Origin of the sequence: Nonomuraea sp. NPDC050202, from assembly GCF_040656115.1 — a bacterium.
Taxonomy (GTDB): Bacteria; Actinomycetota; Actinomycetes; order Streptosporangiales; family Streptosporangiaceae; genus Nonomuraea.
Window position 1 is genome coordinate 98,673 of sequence record NZ_JBFALF010000020.1, and the last position, 15,892, is coordinate 114,564.

Here is a 15,892-nt window from a genome sequence, read left to right on the forward strand (position 1 = left end):
CGCGCGTTCCTTCATCGCAGCAGGTAGGGGATGTTGATGGTGACCGCGTCGACCGGGCAGCGGGCCGCGCAGGGGCCGCAGTACCAGCACTCGTCCACGTACATGTACGCCTTGCCGGTCTCGTCACTGATCGCCAGCGAGTCGAGCGGGCACGCCTCCACGCACAACGTGCAGCCGTCGATGCACAGGGATTCGTCGATCGTCACGGGCACCTCGACCCGCTGCTCGATCAGGGCCATGCCTGCTCCTCCTTCTCGGTACGCCGGAGGTGGCCGCGCATCGTCAGCCGGTCACCCCTGAAACGGATGAACTCCAGGTCCACCGGCCTGCCGTCGGCCAGGTGGGTCAGCCGCTCGACCATCAGCAGCGCGGCTGCGCGCGGCGTGCCGAGCGCGGCGGCGGTGTGCGGGTCGGCGTTGACCGCCTCCAGGGTCAGCTCGGCCATGCCGAGGGGCTGCCCGGTGATCGTCTCCAGCAGGACGAAGATGTCGTTGCCCGCCAGGTCCTCGTCGAACAGCGGCTCGCCGACGTCACGCACCAGGTACGTCAGGTCGAGCGAGAGCGGCAGGCCGTTGAGGCTGCGCAGCCGTTCGAGGTAGACGACCTGCTCGCCGGGCGCCAGCCCGAGCCGGTGGCTGACCGGGGCGGGCGGCTCGATGAGGGTCATCGTGCGCACCTGGTTGACGACCCGGCCGTGCTCGTGCAGGGTCTCGGCCAGGCCGAGCAGGCGGTGCAGGCCGTGCGGGTACTTCTCGGCCGCCACCGTGGTGCCCACCCCCGGGCACCGCTCGACCAGGCCCTCCTCGCGCAGCAGGTCCAGCGCCTGCCGCACGGTGTTGCGCGAGGTGTCGAACTCGCGTGCCAGCGCCGCCTCCAGCGGGAGCTGCCCGCCGGGGAAGCCGCCGTGGATGATCTGTCTTCTCAGCAGGTCGGCGACCTGCCGGGCACGATCCGCCCGGCGCCGCCGATCGTCGAGGGCCATCCGTTCCATGCCCTCTAACCTACTTAATGAGTAGGAAAAAGGGGATAACGGGGAGGTTGCGCCACCTCCCCTTGGCTCACATCCCCGCGCTCACCTGCGGTTTCGCCGCCGTCAAGGGGAGATCTGCCACTTCGCCGGCGGGCAACCGGGGCACCGCGGCCACCAGATCGCGTGTGTACGGGTGGCGCGGCGCGGTGAACACCTCGTCCACCTGCCCTTCCTCCACGACCCGGCCGTCCTTCATGACCAGCACCCGGTCGGCGATGTGATGGACGACGCCCAGGTCGTGGGAGATGAACACCATCGCGGTGCCGTACTCGGCCTGGAGCTCGGCGAGCAGGTCGAGCACCTGGGCCTGGACGGAGACGTCCAGCGCGGAGACGGGCTCGTCGCAGACCAGCACGTCGGGGCGGGGGCCGAGGGCGCGGGCGATGGCGATCCGCTGCCGCTGGCCGCCGGACAGCTCGCGCGGGTGCCGGCCGGCCACCTCCGGAGGGAGGCCGACGCGGGCCAGCAGGTCCAGCACCCGTGCCCGCCGCTCGGCCCTCGGCAGCCGCAGCGGCTCGGCGATCAGGCGGGCGGTGGTGTGGCGGGGGTCGAAGGAGTCCAGGGGGTTCTGGGAGATGAGCTGGATGGTGGGACGGCGGGGGCGGCGCGGACGCTCGCGCGGGCCGCTCCAGGGCTCGCCGTGCAGGGTGACCCGGCCGTGGTCGGGTTCGAGCAGGGCCATGGCCAGCCGGGCCACCGTGGTCTTGCCCGAGCCGGACTCGCCGACGATGCCCAGGGTCTCGCCCCGGTGGAGGGCGAAGGAGACGTCCTCGACCACGCGGCGGGAGCCGTAGGAGCGGGTCAGGTTGACGGCCGCGAGCACCGGTTCCCCACCGGCACCCGGGACGGCGCCCGAGGCGGCCTGCGCTGCGCCCGAGACGGCTGGCGCTTCGGCTGGGGCGGCATCTGAGGCGGCGGCCCGCGCGGCGCTCGGGGCGGAGGGCGGCGCGGCGCTCAGGGTCCGGGGCCGGTGCGGGAGCGGGGTTCCGTCGGTGAGGCGGGTGCCGCGGGAGGCGGCCGACGGCACCGCCGCCAGCAGGGCGCGCGTGTAGTCGTGCGCGGGCGCGGCCAGCACCTCCCCGGCGGGTCCCTCCTCGACGACCCGGCCGTCGCGCATGACGAGGATGCGGTCGGCGATCGACCCGACGACGGCGAGGTCATGGCTGATCAGCAGCAGCGCGGTGCCCTCCGCCTTGCGCTCGGCGAGCAGCCGCAGGATCTGGGCCTGCACGGTGACGTCGAGCGCGGTCGTGGGCTCGTCGGCGATGATCAGCTCGGGCTCGGCCGCGATGGCGGAGGCGATGAGCACGCGCTGCCGCAGCCCGCCGGAGAGCTCGTGCGGACGCTGCCGGACCCGTACCTCCGGCTCCGGGACGCCGGCCGCCTCCAGCAGCTCCAGCGTCCTGCTCTCCCGCCACCGCCGCGGCACCACGTCGTGCACGGCCAGCACCTCGCCGATCTCCGCGCCCACGGTGCGCAGCGGGTCGAGCGAGACCAGCGCGTCCTGCAGCACGAGCCCGGCGAACCTGCCCCGCAGCGCCCGCCACTCCCGCTCCCCGAACCCCAGCGCGTCCTGCCCCGCGACCGTGAACGCGGACGCCCGCACCGCCGAGCCAGGCCCGGCCAGCCCGAGCAGGGTCCGCGCCGTGACGCTCTTCCCGGAGCCGGACTCCCCCACGATCGCCACGCACTCACCGGGCGCGACGGACAGCGACACCCCTCGCACGACCTCCGTCCCCTTGAAGCTCACCCGGAGGTCCGCCACGGCGACCAGAGGGGACGGCTGGACGGCGGTAGTCGTGGTCATGGGGTCCTTCCTTCGAAGCGGCGCTGGAGGCGGCGGCCGACGACGGTCAGGCAGACGACGGTCAGCGTGATCGCCAGCCCCGGGAACAGCGCCTCCCACCAGGCCACCCGCAGGTAGTTGCGGGCCTCGGAGAGCATCGCGCCCCACTCGGCGGCCGGGGGCTGCGGCCCCATGCCGAGGAAGCTCAGCCCCGAGCTGGCGATGACCGCCTGGCCGAGCCCGATGGTGGCCAGCACGGGGATGGGCCCGAGCACGTTCGGCAGCACGTGCCCGGCGGTGATCGCCAGGCGGGGGCGGCCGAACGTGACGGCCTGTTCGACGTAGCCGGAGCGGCGGACGACGAAGGTCTGGGCGCGGATCACGCGGGCGTAGTTCGGGATCTGGGCGACGGCGATGGCGAAGATCACGTTCCCGGTGCCGGGGCCGGTGATCGCCACGACGAGGAGGGCGAGCAGCAGCTCGGGCAGGGTGGACAGCACGTCGAACGCGCGTGCCAGCGCCTCGTCCGCCCACTTGGGCGACAGCCCGGCGGCCAGGCCCAGCAGCACGCCGGAGGTGACGGCCAGCGCGGTGGCGGCGGCGCCGATGCTGATGGAGTGGCGGGCGCCGTGCACGACCCTGGCCAGCACGTCGCGCCCGAGGTGGTCGCTGCCGAGCCAGTGCTCGGGCCCGGGGGGCGCGAGCGCGCTGAGCGGGTCGGCGGCGAGCGGATCGGCGCCGGTCAGCAGGCCCGGTACGGCGACCGCGAGCGCGAGCAGGAGAAGGAAGGCGCTCGGCAGGAGCAGCCGCAGGACGCCGGGCGAGGCCGGCACCCTCGCCGCCGCCTGCCCGCGCGCCCGCGCCGGACGCCTGGAAGAAGGGCCGCCGGGCGGACGCCGCGAGGACTCCGCCTCACTGGCGGGCTGGTGCGGCAGGCGTGCGGCGTCACCGGCGGGCGGGTGCGGGGACGGGGCCGGGGTGAGTGCGGTCATGGGCGGTCAGCCTCGGATTCGCGGGTCGATGACGCGGTAGGCCAGGTCGAGGAGCGTGCTGATGGTCACGTACACGACGGCCGACAGCAGCACGACGGCCATGACCACCGGCATGTCGCGCCCCGTGACGGCGTCCATGGCGACGCGCCCGAGCCCGGGCCGGCCGAACAGCACCTCCGTGATGACGGCCCCGCCGAGCAGGGTGCCGGTGAACCAGCCGGCCAGTGTCACGGCGGGGATGAGCGCGTGCCGCAGGGCGTGCCGGACGACCAGCGCCCGCTCGGTGAGCCCGCGCGCCCGCGCCGTGACCGCGAACGGCTGCTCCAGCGCCCGTTCGAGCCCGCCCCGCAGCACCTGCCCGAGCACGCCCGCGATGGGCAGCCCGAGCGCGAGCGCGGGCAGCACCAGCGCCGACGGCCCCTGCGCGCCCGAGACGGGGAACCAGCCGAGCGTGAACGAGAAGACGGCCAGCAGCACGATCCCGACGAGGAACGGCGGCACCGACACCGCCACCAGCTCGGCGACCGAGGCCGCGCCCCGGGCGAGCCGGCCGCGCCCGGCCGTGACGAGCGCGATGGCGGCGGCCAGCGTCACCCCGGCGGCGGCCGCGGCCAGGGTGAGCTGGACGGTCGGCCCGACCTGCGTGGCCAGGATCTCGCCGACGCCGCGCTGCAACTGGTAGGAGCGCCCGAGGTCGCCGTGCAGCAGCCGCCACAGGTACGACAGGTACTGGACGATCTCGGGCCGGTCGAGCCCCCACTCCTCGACGATCCTGGCCCGGATCTCCGGTGTGTCGATGCCGTCGCCGACCAGGATGTCCACGGTGTCGCCCGGGGCGAGCAGCAGCGCGACGTAGGAGGCGGTGGCGGCGGCCCACAGCACGGCCAGCCCGGCGCCGAGCCGCCTGACCACCCCCAGCCTCCGCACCGCCTTCAGCGGGCCGGTCACCTGCCGATCCGCACCTTGTGGCCGGTCGGCCACCTGCCGACCCGCACCTCGTGGCCGGCTGGTCACGTGCCGATCCGTACGTCGTAGGCGTTCGCGGGCGTGCCGGACGCGGGGTCGAACCGGAGCCCCTGCACGCTCTTCTGCGCCGCGATCTGGTCGGCGGGCACGTAGATCGGGAACACGATGGCCTTCTCCCGCACCACCTCCCGCTGCACCCTGGTGTAGAGCTCCTTGCGGCGCGCCTGGTCGGAGGTGGCTCCGGCCTCGGCGAGCCACTTGTCCACCCGCGGGTCGGAGAAGTGGGTCCGGTTGATCGCGCCGCCGGTCGGCAGGATGAGGTTGAGCGCCGCCCCGGCGTCGGAGTCGCCGCGGGAGTTCTCGAAGATCTCGTACGCGTCGTCGTCGAGCGCCTTCTGGGCCGTGCCCTGGTCCACGATCTTGACCTGGAAGTCGATGCCCGCGTTCTGCTTGACCTGCGCCTGGATGGCCTGGGCGAGGATGTCGCGGCGGTCGCGGACGAACGGCGCGGAGGCGACCGTGCGCACGGTCAGCCGCTTGCCGTCCTTGACCCGGTAGCCCTGCGCGTCGCGCTGCTTCCAGCCGGCCGCGTCGAGCAGCGCGTTGGCCTTGGCGGGGTCGCCGCCGTAGGAGTTCTCCAGCGAGGCGTCGTAGAACGTGCCGCCCTTGGCGACGATGCTCCACGCCCTGGTGGCGGTGCCCTGGTAGACGGCCCGCAGCACCGCGTCCACGTCCACGGCCTCGCGGAAGGCCTCCCGTACGCGCTGGTCGTCGAAGGGGGCGTGGGAGGTGTTGAAGTAGTAGGAGAAGGAGGTGCCGGAGTTGAGCGCTGTCTGCAGGGACAGGCCGGGATCCCGCTGGATGAGGCCGGCCTCGGTGGCGGGCACGCCCTCGATGACCTGCACCTGTCCCGAGGTGAGCGCGCCGACGCGGACGGCGGCCTCGGGCAGGAACCGGTAGGTGATCTCCGACAGGTGGGCGGGGCCCTGGTGGGCGGCTCCGTCGGGCGGCCAGTTGTAGGCGGGGTTGCGGCGGTAGTGGATCTCCTGGCCCTGCACGTACCTGTCGAGGATGAACGGCCCGGTGCCGGCGAGGTCGGGCCCGCCGAACTTGAGGTCCTTGGCGCTCTTGAGCGACTTCGGGGAGACCTGCCCGGCGTAGGGGGAGGCGAGGAAGTCGAGGAAGAGCGCGTCCCGTTCCTTGAGGGTGATCTCCAGCGTGGCCGGCGAGATCACCTTCGCCTCCTGGTAGGCCCGGAGCTGGATGGCGGCCACGGCCGGGTTGTAGCCGGGCACGCGGAACTGGTCGAGGTTGGCCTTGACGGAGGCCGCGTCGAACTTCGTGCCGTCGTGGAAGGTGACGTCGTCCCTGAGGGTGAGGGTGTAGGTCAGCCCGTCGTCCGACACCTTCCACGCCGTGGCCAGCCAGGGTCCGAAGGAGCCGTCCTCCTTCCTGGTCAGCAGCGCGTCGAACTGGTTGAACACGAGCAGCCTGACCTTGTTCTGGGCCCACTGCTGCGGGTTGAGCGTGATCGGCTGGGTCTCGATGGCCCAGGTCAGGGAGGTGGGGGCGGCCTGCTCGGCGGCGGGCTGGGCGCCGCACGCCGCCAGGGCCAGCAGCAGGGCGGGGATCAGGCGTTTCACCGGCGGTTCCAGGCTTCTGCGAGCAGCTCGTACGAGCGCACGCGGTCGTCGTGGTCGTGCGTGATGGTGGTGACGAGCAGCTCGTCGGCCCCGGTGACGCGGCGCAGCACGCGCAGCCGCTCGGCGACCTGCTCGGGCGTGCCGGTGAACTGGGTGTCCACGCGGTCCCTGACCAGCTCGCGGTCGGCGTCGGTCCAGGGGTGGGCGGCGGCCTCGGCGGGCGTGGCGAACCGCATGGCGCCCGCGCCCGTCCTGATGCTGCGTACCCACAGGGCGTAGGGGGAGGCCAGCTCGCGCGCGGTGGCCTCGTCCTCGGCGACGACCGCGTCGGCGGAGACGACGACGTACGGCTCGGCCAGCCAGGCGGAGGGTTTGAACGCCTCCCGGTAGGCCTCGACGGCCTCCAGGACGGAGGCGGGGCTGACGTGGTAGTTGGCCGCGAACGGCAGCCCCCGCTCCCCCGCCACCTGGGCGCTCTGCCCGCCGCTGCTGCCGAGGATCCACACCTGCAGGTCGGCGCCCTCGCCGGGCACGGCGTGCGCCTCGTGGGTGCCGCCGAGGAAGGCGAGCACGTCGTCGATCTGCCCGGCGAAGTCGGGGGTCTGCGCGCCGGGTTGCTGGAGCAGGGTGGCGTGGTGGGCGAGCTGCGGGTGGGTGACGAGCGTGGAGAAGTCGAACGGTTTCGGGATGAGCAGGCCGTCCACGACCCGCTCCGCCGCAGACTCGGCAGGCGGGCGGGCCGTGGCCAGTTCGGCGCGGCGCTGGCCCGAGCGGCCGATGCCGAGGTCGACGCGCCCGGGGTGGAGCGCGTCCACGAGGCCGAACTGCTCGACGACCGACAGCGGCGTCTGGTGCCCGAGCTGCACGGCGCCCGACCCGACCCGGATGGTGTCCGTGGCCGCGGCGATGAGCCCGATGAGCACGGCGGGCGCCGAGCTGGCCACGCCGGGCGCGAAGTGGTGCTCGGCCACCCAGTAGCGGCGGTAGCCGAACCGCTCGGCCTGCCGGGCGAGGTCGATGGTGTTGCGCAGCGCGTCGGCGGCCGTCCCGCCCGAGGGGATCGGGGACAGGTCGAGGATGGACAGCGTCATGAGTCACCTCCGGCGACGGCACTGACGGGGGTACTGGTGGCCGCGGCGGCGGGGACGGGGGGCGCGGGGAACGGCCGGCTCGGGATCTCGGCCCGCAGGACGGGCGCGATCTCGCTCTGGAACAGCTCCAGCGCCCCCCGGTGCTGCGCCGGGGTGAGCCCGTCGGCGTCGGCGTGCAGGTGCATGACCTCGTGCCCGAACCGCTTGTGGTAGCGCAGCACCTTGTCGACGATCTGCTGCGGGCTGCCGACGAGGATGGAGCTGCGCTCGATGGCGTCCTCCAGGGTGGGGAAGACGACCGGGAGGCCGAGCTCGCGCTGGAACGCCACGCGGGCGTCGTAGATCGGCCGGTAGGTGGCGATGGCCTCCTGGGAGGTCCTGGCCGCGTAGAAGCCGGCCGTCCCGGCCCCCACGAGGGCGGCGGCCGGGTCGTGCCCGTAGTGCGCCCAGCGTTCCCGGTAGTGGTCGATCAGCTCGGCGTAGGGCTCGATGGGGTTGGTGACGTTCGCCGAGAACAGCGGGTCGCCGTAGCGGGCGGCCAGGTCCACCGACTCCTTGCTGGTGGCGCTGCCGTGCCAGACCCTGATCGGCTGCTGCAGGGGACGCGGCCAGGTCTCGGCCTCGGCGAGCGGCGGCCTGAACCGGCCCGCCCAGGTGACCTTGTCCTCCCGCCACAGGCGGCGGAACAGCTCGTACGACTCCCGGTTGCGTTCCCACTGGTCCTCGGCGGTGACGTGGAACAGCTCGGCCTGCGCCGCCCCGTTCCCCTTGCCGATGATCAGCTCCAGGCGGCCGCCCGACAGGTGGTCGAGCGTGGCGTAGTCCTCGTAGGCCCGCACGGGGTCGAGCAGGCTGAGCGTGGTCACCGCCGTGAACAGCCGGATCCTGGACGTCCTGGCCGCGATGTGGCTGAGCACGACCGGCGGCGAGGAGGAGATGAAGGGCCGCTCGTGCCGCTCCCCCACCCCGAACCCGTCGAAGCCCAGCTCCTCCCCCAGCACGGCGTTCCGCACGACCTCGCGGAACCGGTCGGTCGGCGAGCTGTCGCCGGTGTGCGTGATCAGCGTGATGAGCAGGAACTTCATCGTGCCTCCGCGTAGCGGCTAGCCGGGCGGGGCAGGCCGAGCAGCCCGCGCAGCGTCGGCGCCTCGTACCGGCTCCTGAACGCCTGGCGGGCGCGCAGCTCGCCCGTCAGCCCGGAGGCGATCTGCCACAGGTCGTACGGCAGCGCCCCCGGCCGCAGCCGGAACCCCTGGATCCCGGCGCTCTGCCACTCCAGCAGGAGCCCGGTCAGCTCCCGCACGTGCCCGGTGAAGATCGCGGCGTCGGAGGCGAGCTCGGCCCCGTCCAGCTCGTCGAGGCGCGCCTTGCGCCCGGCCGCGTCGTCGCCGAGGAACACGACGAGGTCGGCGAAGATCTTCACGTCGGCGGACAGCTCCCTGACCTCGGTCACGATGGCGCGCGCCTGCTCGGCCGAGTGCGGTGTGACGAACACGACGTCGGCGTGTGCGGCCGCGAACTCGTACGGCAGGCGGGCGTGCGCCAGCGCGGCCACGACCGGCTGCCCCTGCGGCGACCGGGGCGTGATGGAGGGCCCCTTGACGGAGAAGAAGCGGCCGGCGAAGTCGATGTAGTGGAGCTTGTCCCGGTCGATGAACCGGCCGGTGGGCACGTCGCGGATCTCCGCGTCGTCCTCCCAGCTGTCCCAGAGCCGCCGTGCCACCTCGACCGCGTCCCCGGCCTCGGCGAACAGGTCGCGCACGTGCGGGTCGGCGGACAGGTCCGCGCCGCCGGGGCGGTTCAGCACCTGGTCGAGCGGCGGGAAGTCCCTGCGGCCGAAGTGGCGTGACTCGAAGCCGCGTGCGGAGATCTGCGGCCGCCAGCCGGCGCGCCCGCCGCTGACGTGGTCGAGCGCGGCGATGCCGATGGCGACGTGGAACGGCTCGGTGTGGGTGGTGGTGGCGGTCGGCACCAGGCCGATGCGGTGGGTGAGGGGGGCCAGCCTGGCCGCCAGCAGGACGGCGTCGAGGCGGCCCCGTACCTGGTCGGTGCGTTCGTCGGGCGCGTCGGTCAGGGTGGACTGCAGGCCGAGGGCGTCCTCGATGGTGACGAAGTCGAGCAGCCCGCGCTCGGCCTCGGTGACCAGCCCGGCCCAGTAGCGGGCCGAGAACAGGGCGCGCGGGGCGGCGCTCGGCTCCCGCCAGGCGGCCGGGTGCCAGCCGGCGCCGTCCAGCGCCACGGCGAGGTGCAGGGTCATGCCAGCTCCAGGTGTTCGCGCAGGGTGGTGCCGGTGTAGTCGGCACGGAAGGCGCCGCGCTCCTGCAGCAGCGGCACCACCCGGTCGACGAACTCGTCCAGCCCGCCCGGCGTCAGGTGCGGGACGAGGATGAACCCGTCGGCGGCGCCCGCCTGCACGTGCTCGTCGATCATCCGCGCCACCGTGCGAGGCGTGCCGATGAACGTCTGCCGTCCGGTCACCTCGATGACCAGCTCGCGGATGGACAGCCCCTTCTCCTCGGCCAGGGCCCGCCACTTGGCGGCCACGGCGGCGCGGTCCTTGATCGCGACCCGGCCCTGGGAGACGCCGTCGGACAGGTCGGGTTCGAGGTCGGGCAGCGGGCCTTCCGGGTCGTAGGCGGACATGTCGCGGCCCCACACCTGCTCCAGGAAGGCGATCGCGGTCTGCGGGCCGACCTGCCGGCGGCGGATGGCGGCCGCGTTCTCGGCGGCCTCCTCCTCGGTGTCGCCCAGCGCGAACGTCACGCCGGGCATGATCTTGAGCTGGTGCGGCTGCCGGCCGTACCTGGCCAGGCGGCCCTTGACGTCGGCGTAGAAGCGCTTGCCGTCCTCCAGCGAGCCGTGCCCAGTGAAGATCACGTCGGCGTGGGCGGCGGCGAACTCCCTGCCCTCGCCGGAGTCGCCGGCCTGGATGACGACCGGGTGCCCCTGCGGGCCGCGGGGCAGCGTGAAGCGGCCCTCGACGGAGAAGTGCGCGCCCCGGTGCCTGACCGTGCCGATGGCGTCGTCCTGGCCGAGGAAACGGCCCGCCGCCTGGTCGCCGAGGACCGCGTCCGGCTGCCAGGAGTCCCACAGCTCGCGGGACAGGCGGACGAACTCGGCGGCCCGCTCGTACCGGTCGGCGCGGTCGAGGAAGCCGCCGCGGCGGAAGTTCTCGCCGGTGAAGGCGTCCGAGGTGGTCACCACGTTCCAGGCGGCCCGGCCGCCGCTCAGGTGGTCCAGCGTGGACAGGCGCCTGGCCAGCTCGTACGGCTCGTTGAAGGTGGCGTTGACGGTCCCGGCCAGGCCGAGGCGGTGCGTCACGGCGGCCAGCGCGCTGAGCACGGTGAGCGACTCGGGCCGTCCCACCACGTCGAGGTCGTGGATGCGGCCCTTGAGCTCGCGCAGCCGCAGGCCCTCGGCCAGGAAGAAGAAGTCGAGCTTGCCGCGTTCGGCCGTCCTGGCCAGGTGGGTGAACGAGGCGAAGTCGATCTGGCTGCCCGAGCGGGGGTCGGTCCAGACGGTGGTGTTGTTCACGCCGGGGAAGTGGGCGGCGAGGTGAACCTGTTTGCGGCTCATCGGGAGTGCCTCCCGTGCGGGGTGTCCCAGCCGGCGGGCAGGCCCTCGGTCGTCTCTCGGAAGGCCGGGCGCTGGTAGAGGTCGCGGGCGTACCCCCACAGGTGCTCGAAGCCGGACAGGTCCCAGTCGCTGATCAGGTGGTCGCGGTTGTACTCGGCGTCGTACCTGGCCAGCGTCACCCACAGCCGCACGTCCGCCTCGGTCAGCGTGTCGCCGGTCAGGTAGCGGCGCTCGGCCAGCCGCTCGTCGATCCACTCCAGGGCGGCCAGCACCCGGTGGCGCTCGTCCTCCCGCTCCTTACCGTGGGCGCGGGCCACGCGGCCGACGCCGGTGTTCACGTCGTGGTGGAGCCACCCGTTCAGCTTGTTGATCTCGGGGCGGAGCGGCTCGGGGTAGAGGTCGATCGACGGGTCCGCCCACTGCTCGAACTCGGTGGCCAGGTCGATCGTGATGTCGGGGAAGTGGTTGCTGACGATCACCCCTTGCTTCCTGTCCCAGAGGACCGGGACGGAGATGTGGCCGCCGTACCCCTCCTCGGTGGCCTCGTAGGCCTGCTCCAGGAGGGTGAAGCCGTTGACGGGGTCGGGGCCGCGGCGTTCCCTGAAGGCCCAGCCGCGGCCGTCGCGCTCGTCGTCCACGTACGACAGCGACACCACCTCCTCCAGCCCCTTGAGCTTGCGGACGATCGCGGCGCGGTGAGCGTACGGGCAGACCCAGGAGACGTAGAGGTGGTAGCGGCCCGGCTCGGCGGGGTGGCCGCTGGAGCCGTCGGCGGTGATCCGGCCCTGGAAGGGGTAGAGGGGGCGGTTCCAGTCCGGTGACAGGTGCAGGCGGCCGGGCCCGTACTGGCCGTAGGAGACGTGGTCGACGGGGCTCGCGTAGGTGGGAGTCCCGGTGGAGATGGTCACACTCAGCTCCAGGTGCGGAAATGTCAGTCTTCGGGGTGCGGGAGGAAGCGGCCGAAACGGCCCTGGTGGTACAGGAGAGGGCGGCCGGTGTTGTGCGTCTCGACCTCGGCGACGAGCCCGACGACCAGGATGTGGTCGCCGACCTCGGCCCGCTCGTACGGCAGGCAGACCAGGTGGGCGGAGACGTCCCGCAGCAGCGGCGCGCCGAGGGGCCCCGGCCGCCAGCGGGTGGGCGGCGCGAACCGGTCGACGCCCTTGCGGGCGAAGCGGGTGGCCACCTCGGCCTGGTCGCTGGCCAGGATGTTGACCGCGAAGTGGTCGGCGGCGCCGAGCAGCGGCCAGGTGGTCGAGGAACGGTCCACGTAGAAGGAGACCAGCGGCGGTTCGAGGCTGACGGAGGAGAACGAGGTGGCGGTCAGCCCGACCGGGACGCCGTCGGTCTGCGCGGTGATCACCACCACGCCGCTGGCGTGCACGGCGAGCGCGCGGCGGAAGTGGTCGGCGCCCACGGTGCGCCCTGGCAGCGTTTCCGTCATGCCGCGCTCCCCTCGCGGCCGGGACGGTGGCGGGTGGACGGCAGGGCTGAGCTGGTGGGGATGACGGGGATGTTCCTCACGGGGATGTTCCTCACGGGAGAACGAGCGCGGGTGGAAGAGGGCGGGGGCGTGGGCGACGGCGGCCACGCCGCGGCGGTCGATCCGTGATCAACGACACTGGGCGCTGGCGACGTGGCCGAAGTCCACGTGGGGGCGCTTGGTGAGGAGGGGGCCCTGGCTCATGGTCACGACGCTAAGCCGACATTCCAGATAAGTCAATATTTCCTACTGGTTTTACGGGTAATTGGGGTGTGGCCCTTACACTGTGCTCGACGCCGCAAGCATGCGCCGTCAGAGGTTTGTAGTGCGTGAGGAGGCTGCCGTGGCCGCTGACGGAGCACGTCATGGCCGGCGCGAGAAGGCGGGCGCGGGCGCCCGCTCGCTGCTGCTGACCGTTCTCGGGGAGTTCGTGCTCCCCCGCGGCGGCGAGGTCTGGACCGGCACCCTGGTCACCGCGCTCGGCACGCTCGGCGTGGAGGAGAAGTCGGCCCGCCAGGCCCTGTCGCGCACGGCCGCCGAGGGCCTGCTCGAACCCGCCCGGCACGGCCGCAGGGTGCGCTGGAGCCTGACCGGCGCCGGCGACCGGCTGCTGCGCGAGGGCACCGAAGCATCTACGGCTTCATGCGCGGCCCGCACGACTGGGACGGCCGCCGGCTGGTCCTCACCGCCGGGGTGCCGGAGAGCCGGACCTTCGCCTGGACGGGCCCGTCGGCCGGGATCGGCGACACCGGCGAGCTGATCATGGCCGCGTGGGACCTCGGCGACGTCGAGAAACGCTACCTGCGCTTCATCGAGCGCTTCGAGCGCGTCACCCCCGAGTCGGGCCGGGAGGCCTTCGTCAACCAGGTGCTGCTCATCCAGGAGTGGCGGCGCTTCCCGTTCCTCGACCCCGACCTGCCCGCCGAGCTGCTCCAGCACGACTGGCCGGGGCCGCGGGCCGCGGCCGTCTTCCACGACCTGCGCAACCGGTGGCACCGGCGCGCGCAGGCCGAGTGGGACGTCATGGAGGACGGGACCGCGACCTCCGGCTGACGTTCTACGGAGACCCGGCGCCACGTCCAGGTCTTGTAGCCCACCAGGCGCCGCCCGCTACGGCCGCGCCAGCAGCGGGAGAGGGTCGAAGGCGTGCCCGGCCCACAACCGGCGGGAGGTCTCCTCCGGATACGCCCCCACGCCCGGCTCGGTGTCGATGACCCACGTGTGCCCGGTCTGCGGCTCGTACGCCGGCCAGCCCGGATCCCCCGTCGCGGCGAAGGCGACCCAGGCCGCGCGGACCCGGGCCGACAGCTCGGCCGCCGCCGGCGGCGGCTCCTGCCCGAGCAGCAGCCCCGCCGCTCCGGCGGTCAGGTTGCCGAACGTCAGCGGCAGGCCGAGCCCGTGACAGGCGCCGAGGATCTCGCCGCCCATGCCGGGGGCAGGCCAGGTCAGCTCGTACACGTACGCCCGGCCGCGCCTGTGGTGGGCCTCGGCCAGCCGCAGCGACGGCATCCGGAACAGCCAGTCGGAGTGCACCAGCTCGTACAGCCGCTCCTGCCCGGCCTCCGGGTAGGCGGCCCGGTAGGCGCGCGGGTCCGGGGCGAGCTCCCGCAGCGCGGTGTCCGCCCGCTCGGCGGTGATCTCGCCGAGATCGCCCCTGATGGCCATGAACAGCCGGTACTCGTCACGGTTGTGCCCCGCGATCAGCTCCACGTCGCGCGCCGCCCAGCCCGCCGGCGACGACCATGGCGCCGCGGGCAGCACCTCGCCGTCCACGACCGGCCCGAGCAGCGTCTGGACGTACGCGGCCCGGCCCCACTGCGGGCAGCCGCCCATCTTGTCCGACACCGCGTCCCCGGCGTCGATCAGCCGCTCGGGCGGCAGGTGCGCGAGTTCGCCCGCGACCGGGGGCAGGCCCAGCTCACCGGCCACGGCGGCGCCGAGGTCGGCGGCCAGTTCCGCGGAGAAGAACAGGCCCGGCACGCTCTGCGCGATCGCCCTGCGGAACAGGCCCGACGCTGAGGGCATCACCATCAGCGCCGCGATGCTCCCGGCGCCGGCGGACTCGCCGAAGACGGTGACCCGGTCCGGGTCCCCGCCGAACGCCGCGATGTTGCCGCGCACCCAGCGCAGGGCGGCCACCTGGTCCAGCAGCCCGCGGTTGGCCGGCGCCCCCTGGAAGTGCCCGAAGCCCTCGGCCGCGACCCGGTAGTTGAAGGTGACCACGACGACGCCGTCCCGGGCGAGCACGCGGCCGTCGAAGAGCGGGTCGCCGGACCACCCGTACATGTAGCCGCCGCCGTGGATCCACACCATCACCGGCAGCCGGGCGGCGCCCAGGCCGGGGGACCACACGTTGAGGGTCAGCCAGTCCCCGTCCGCGTCGTCCGCGCCGGCCGCACCCAGCAACCTGGACTGCGGCGGCGGCGGACCGAACGCGCCGGCCTCGCGCACCCCCTCCCACGGCTCGGCCGGCATGGGCGCGGCCAGCCGCAGCGCGCCTACCGGCGGGCGCGCGAACGGCACGCCGCGGAAGACGGCCACACCGTCCTCGACCCGCCCGCGCAGCCTTCCCGTGCCCACCCGGACCTCCGGGTCCGCGGCTCCGATGGCGTTCATGGCACGCTCCTCGTCCGGGGGCTCCGACAGCCAGGCGCGGCCATCCTCCCCCGGACCGCGGGCCCGCCGCACCTGGATATCGGGCGTCACCGCGCGGAAGATCTCCTCACGCCGGCGGAGCGCCGGTTGACGGTGGGGCCTCGGCCGTCCCTGCCGAGGTCGGTGGTTCCGTGGCCGCCGGGGCGGGTCAGGGCGTGTCGCGGGCTCCCACCGTGATCACGCCGGCCGTGTGCAGGCTGGTCAGCAGCGCCCAGTCGTCGGCCGGGTCGAGCCAGACCTGGAGTTCGGCGGGGCCCGACGGTCTCGGCAGCGCTCCGGCAGGCCGGTAGAACGACGCGACCAGGACGAGCGGAACGGGGGCCGTCCAGCGGGCGGGGGCCGGCGGCTCGTGCCGGCCCCCGAGCAGGACGACGCGCTCCGCCTCCCCGCACGCGCCGAGCCGCCCGGCCGCGAGCTCCGCTTGCAGCCTGACCTGTACGTCCAGGGCGAGGGCGACCCGAGCCGCCGCCCGTTCACCGTCGGTGCCGAGCTCCGGGTAGCCGGGGACGAGCATGCCGACGAGCTCGGCCGGCTCGTCGGCGTAGCCCCGGAACGCGCCGCCCGAGTAGATCATCTCGTAGCGGTACGGTCGGCCTTCCGCGTTGACCGGCGGGGCGGGCGGCGGCTCCGCCGCGGAGACATTGCGGATGATCACGGTCATGTGCCCGGC

At 73.7% G+C, this 15,892-nt stretch carries 17 protein-coding genes; 3 read left to right on the forward strand and 14 right to left on the reverse strand.

Annotated elements, in window-relative coordinates; translation table 11 throughout:
* Positions 1–11: 11 nt before the first annotated feature.
* The 12 genes from AB0I79_RS39130 to AB0I79_RS39185 all read right to left on the reverse strand — a co-directional run bounded on the left by AB0I79_RS39130 (position 12) and on the right by AB0I79_RS39185 (position 12,528).
* Positions 12–239 (reverse strand): 4Fe-4S dicluster domain-containing protein, encoded by a 228-nt coding sequence (locus tag AB0I79_RS39130; RefSeq protein WP_080039017.1) that lies wholly within the window; start codon positions 237–239, stop codon positions 12–14.
* Positions 230–991 carry a GntR family transcriptional regulator gene (locus AB0I79_RS39135; protein ID WP_357884605.1) on the reverse strand — a complete coding sequence of 254 codons (762 nt, stop codon included), beginning with the start codon at positions 989–991 and terminating at the stop codon, positions 230–232. Before AB0I79_RS39135 ends, AB0I79_RS39130 begins: the two co-directional genes overlap by 10 nt.
* A 67-nt stretch (positions 992–1,058) precedes the next feature.
* On the reverse strand, positions 1,059–2,837 hold the full coding sequence (locus tag AB0I79_RS39140; protein WP_357884607.1) for an ABC transporter ATP-binding protein: 1,779 nt from the start codon (positions 2,835–2,837) through the stop codon (positions 1,059–1,061).
* Entirely contained in the window at positions 2,834–3,808 is a 975-nt protein-coding gene (locus AB0I79_RS39145; RefSeq protein WP_357884609.1) for an ABC transporter permease, read from the reverse strand. Before AB0I79_RS39145 ends, AB0I79_RS39140 begins: the two co-directional genes overlap by 4 nt.
* A 6-nt stretch (positions 3,809–3,814) precedes the next feature.
* On the reverse strand, positions 3,815–4,756 hold the full coding sequence (locus tag AB0I79_RS39150) for an ABC transporter permease (RefSeq protein WP_357884611.1): 942 nt from the start codon (positions 4,754–4,756) through the stop codon (positions 3,815–3,817).
* A gap of 62 nt (positions 4,757–4,818) precedes the next feature.
* Positions 4,819–6,417 carry an ABC transporter substrate-binding protein gene (locus AB0I79_RS39155; RefSeq protein WP_357884613.1) on the reverse strand — a complete coding sequence of 533 codons (1,599 nt, stop codon included), beginning with the start codon at positions 6,415–6,417 and terminating at the stop codon, positions 4,819–4,821.
* Positions 6,414–7,508 (reverse strand): LLM class flavin-dependent oxidoreductase, encoded by a 1,095-nt coding sequence (locus tag AB0I79_RS39160; RefSeq protein WP_357884615.1) that lies wholly within the window; start codon positions 7,506–7,508, stop codon positions 6,414–6,416. The genes AB0I79_RS39155 and AB0I79_RS39160 overlap by 4 nt, the downstream gene beginning before the upstream one ends.
* Complete coding sequence (locus AB0I79_RS39165) at positions 7,505–8,593, reverse strand: LLM class flavin-dependent oxidoreductase (RefSeq protein WP_357884617.1); 1,089 nt, start codon at positions 8,591–8,593, stop codon at positions 7,505–7,507. Before AB0I79_RS39165 ends, AB0I79_RS39160 begins: the two co-directional genes overlap by 4 nt.
* Complete coding sequence (locus AB0I79_RS39170) at positions 8,590–9,765, reverse strand: LLM class flavin-dependent oxidoreductase (RefSeq protein ID WP_357884619.1); 1,176 nt, start codon at positions 9,763–9,765, stop codon at positions 8,590–8,592. Before AB0I79_RS39170 ends, AB0I79_RS39165 begins: the two co-directional genes overlap by 4 nt.
* Positions 9,762–11,084, reverse strand: a complete 1,323-nt coding sequence (locus AB0I79_RS39175; RefSeq protein WP_357884621.1) for an NtaA/DmoA family FMN-dependent monooxygenase — start codon at positions 11,082–11,084, stop codon at positions 9,762–9,764. The genes AB0I79_RS39170 and AB0I79_RS39175 overlap by 4 nt, the downstream gene beginning before the upstream one ends.
* Positions 11,081–11,992, reverse strand: coding sequence for a glutathione S-transferase C-terminal domain-containing protein (locus tag AB0I79_RS39180; protein WP_357884622.1), 912 nt, complete (start codon positions 11,990–11,992; stop codon positions 11,081–11,083). The genes AB0I79_RS39175 and AB0I79_RS39180 overlap by 4 nt, the downstream gene beginning before the upstream one ends.
* A 23-nt stretch (positions 11,993–12,015) precedes the next feature.
* Positions 12,016–12,528 (reverse strand): flavin reductase family protein, encoded by a 513-nt coding sequence (locus AB0I79_RS39185; RefSeq protein ID WP_357884624.1) that lies wholly within the window; start codon positions 12,526–12,528, stop codon positions 12,016–12,018.
* A gap of 33 nt (positions 12,529–12,561) precedes the next feature.
* On the opposite strand from AB0I79_RS39185, the gene AB0I79_RS39190 reads away from it, so the two are divergent.
* The 3 genes from AB0I79_RS39190 to AB0I79_RS39200 all read left to right on the forward strand — a co-directional run bounded on the left by AB0I79_RS39190 (position 12,562) and on the right by AB0I79_RS39200 (position 13,620).
* Positions 12,562–12,696 (forward strand): hypothetical protein, encoded by a 135-nt coding sequence (locus AB0I79_RS39190; RefSeq protein ID WP_357884626.1) that lies wholly within the window; start codon positions 12,562–12,564, stop codon positions 12,694–12,696.
* A 214-nt stretch (positions 12,697–12,910) separates the two neighbouring features.
* Positions 12,911–13,327: a hypothetical protein gene (locus AB0I79_RS39195; RefSeq protein WP_357884628.1), complete on the forward strand. Its 417-nt coding sequence runs from the start codon at positions 12,911–12,913 to the stop codon at positions 13,325–13,327.
* 2 nt (positions 13,328–13,329) lie between these two features.
* Positions 13,330–13,620 carry a PaaX family transcriptional regulator C-terminal domain-containing protein gene (locus AB0I79_RS39200; RefSeq protein WP_357884630.1) on the forward strand — a complete coding sequence of 97 codons (291 nt, stop codon included), beginning with the start codon at positions 13,330–13,332 and terminating at the stop codon, positions 13,618–13,620.
* A gap of 57 nt (positions 13,621–13,677) precedes the next feature.
* Here the strand turns inward: AB0I79_RS39200 and AB0I79_RS39205 are convergent, their stop codons facing one another.
* Both AB0I79_RS39205 and AB0I79_RS39210 read right to left on the reverse strand, forming a co-directional pair.
* Entirely contained in the window at positions 13,678–15,183 is a 1,506-nt protein-coding gene (locus tag AB0I79_RS39205) for a carboxylesterase family protein (protein WP_357884632.1), read from the reverse strand.
* A gap of 187 nt (positions 15,184–15,370) precedes the next feature.
* The gene (locus tag AB0I79_RS39210; RefSeq protein WP_357884634.1) at positions 15,371–15,883 is read right to left on the reverse strand and encodes a hypothetical protein; all 513 of its coding nucleotides are present in this window, start codon (positions 15,881–15,883) and stop codon (positions 15,371–15,373) included.
* Between the last annotated feature and the right edge of the window lie 9 nt (positions 15,884–15,892).

Excerpts from the sequence above, each read along its gene's own strand:
- AB0I79_RS39185 (WP_357884624.1), bottom strand. The coding sequence starts at position 12,528 with ATGACGGAAACGCTGCCAGGGCGCACCGTGGGCGCCGACCACTTCCGC.
- AB0I79_RS39135 (WP_357884605.1), bottom strand. The coding sequence starts at position 991 with ATGGAACGGATGGCCCTCGACGATCGGCGGCGCCGGGCGGATCGTGCC.
- AB0I79_RS39160 (WP_357884615.1), bottom strand. The coding sequence starts at position 7,508 with ATGACGCTGTCCATCCTCGACCTGTCCCCGATCCCCTCGGGCGGGACG.
- AB0I79_RS39170 (WP_357884619.1), bottom strand. The coding sequence starts at position 9,765 with ATGACCCTGCACCTCGCCGTGGCGCTGGACGGCGCCGGCTGGCACCCG.
- AB0I79_RS39175 (WP_357884621.1), bottom strand. The coding sequence starts at position 11,084 with ATGAGCCGCAAACAGGTTCACCTCGCCGCCCACTTCCCCGGCGTGAAC.
- AB0I79_RS39210 (WP_357884634.1), bottom strand. The coding sequence starts at position 15,883 with ATGACCGTGATCATCCGCAATGTCTCCGCGGCGGAGCCGCCGCCCGCC.
- AB0I79_RS39165 (WP_357884617.1), bottom strand. The coding sequence starts at position 8,593 with ATGAAGTTCCTGCTCATCACGCTGATCACGCACACCGGCGACAGCTCG.
- AB0I79_RS39140 (WP_357884607.1), bottom strand. The coding sequence starts at position 2,837 with ATGACCACGACTACCGCCGTCCAGCCGTCCCCTCTGGTCGCCGTGGCG.
- AB0I79_RS39130 (WP_080039017.1), bottom strand. The coding sequence starts at position 239 with ATGGCCCTGATCGAGCAGCGGGTCGAGGTGCCCGTGACGATCGACGAA.
- AB0I79_RS39205 (WP_357884632.1), bottom strand. The coding sequence starts at position 15,183 with ATGAACGCCATCGGAGCCGCGGACCCGGAGGTCCGGGTGGGCACGGGA.
- AB0I79_RS39200 (WP_357884630.1), top strand. The coding sequence starts at position 13,330 with ATGGCCGCGTGGGACCTCGGCGACGTCGAGAAACGCTACCTGCGCTTC.
- AB0I79_RS39145 (WP_357884609.1), bottom strand. The coding sequence starts at position 3,808 with ATGACCGCACTCACCCCGGCCCCGTCCCCGCACCCGCCCGCCGGTGAC.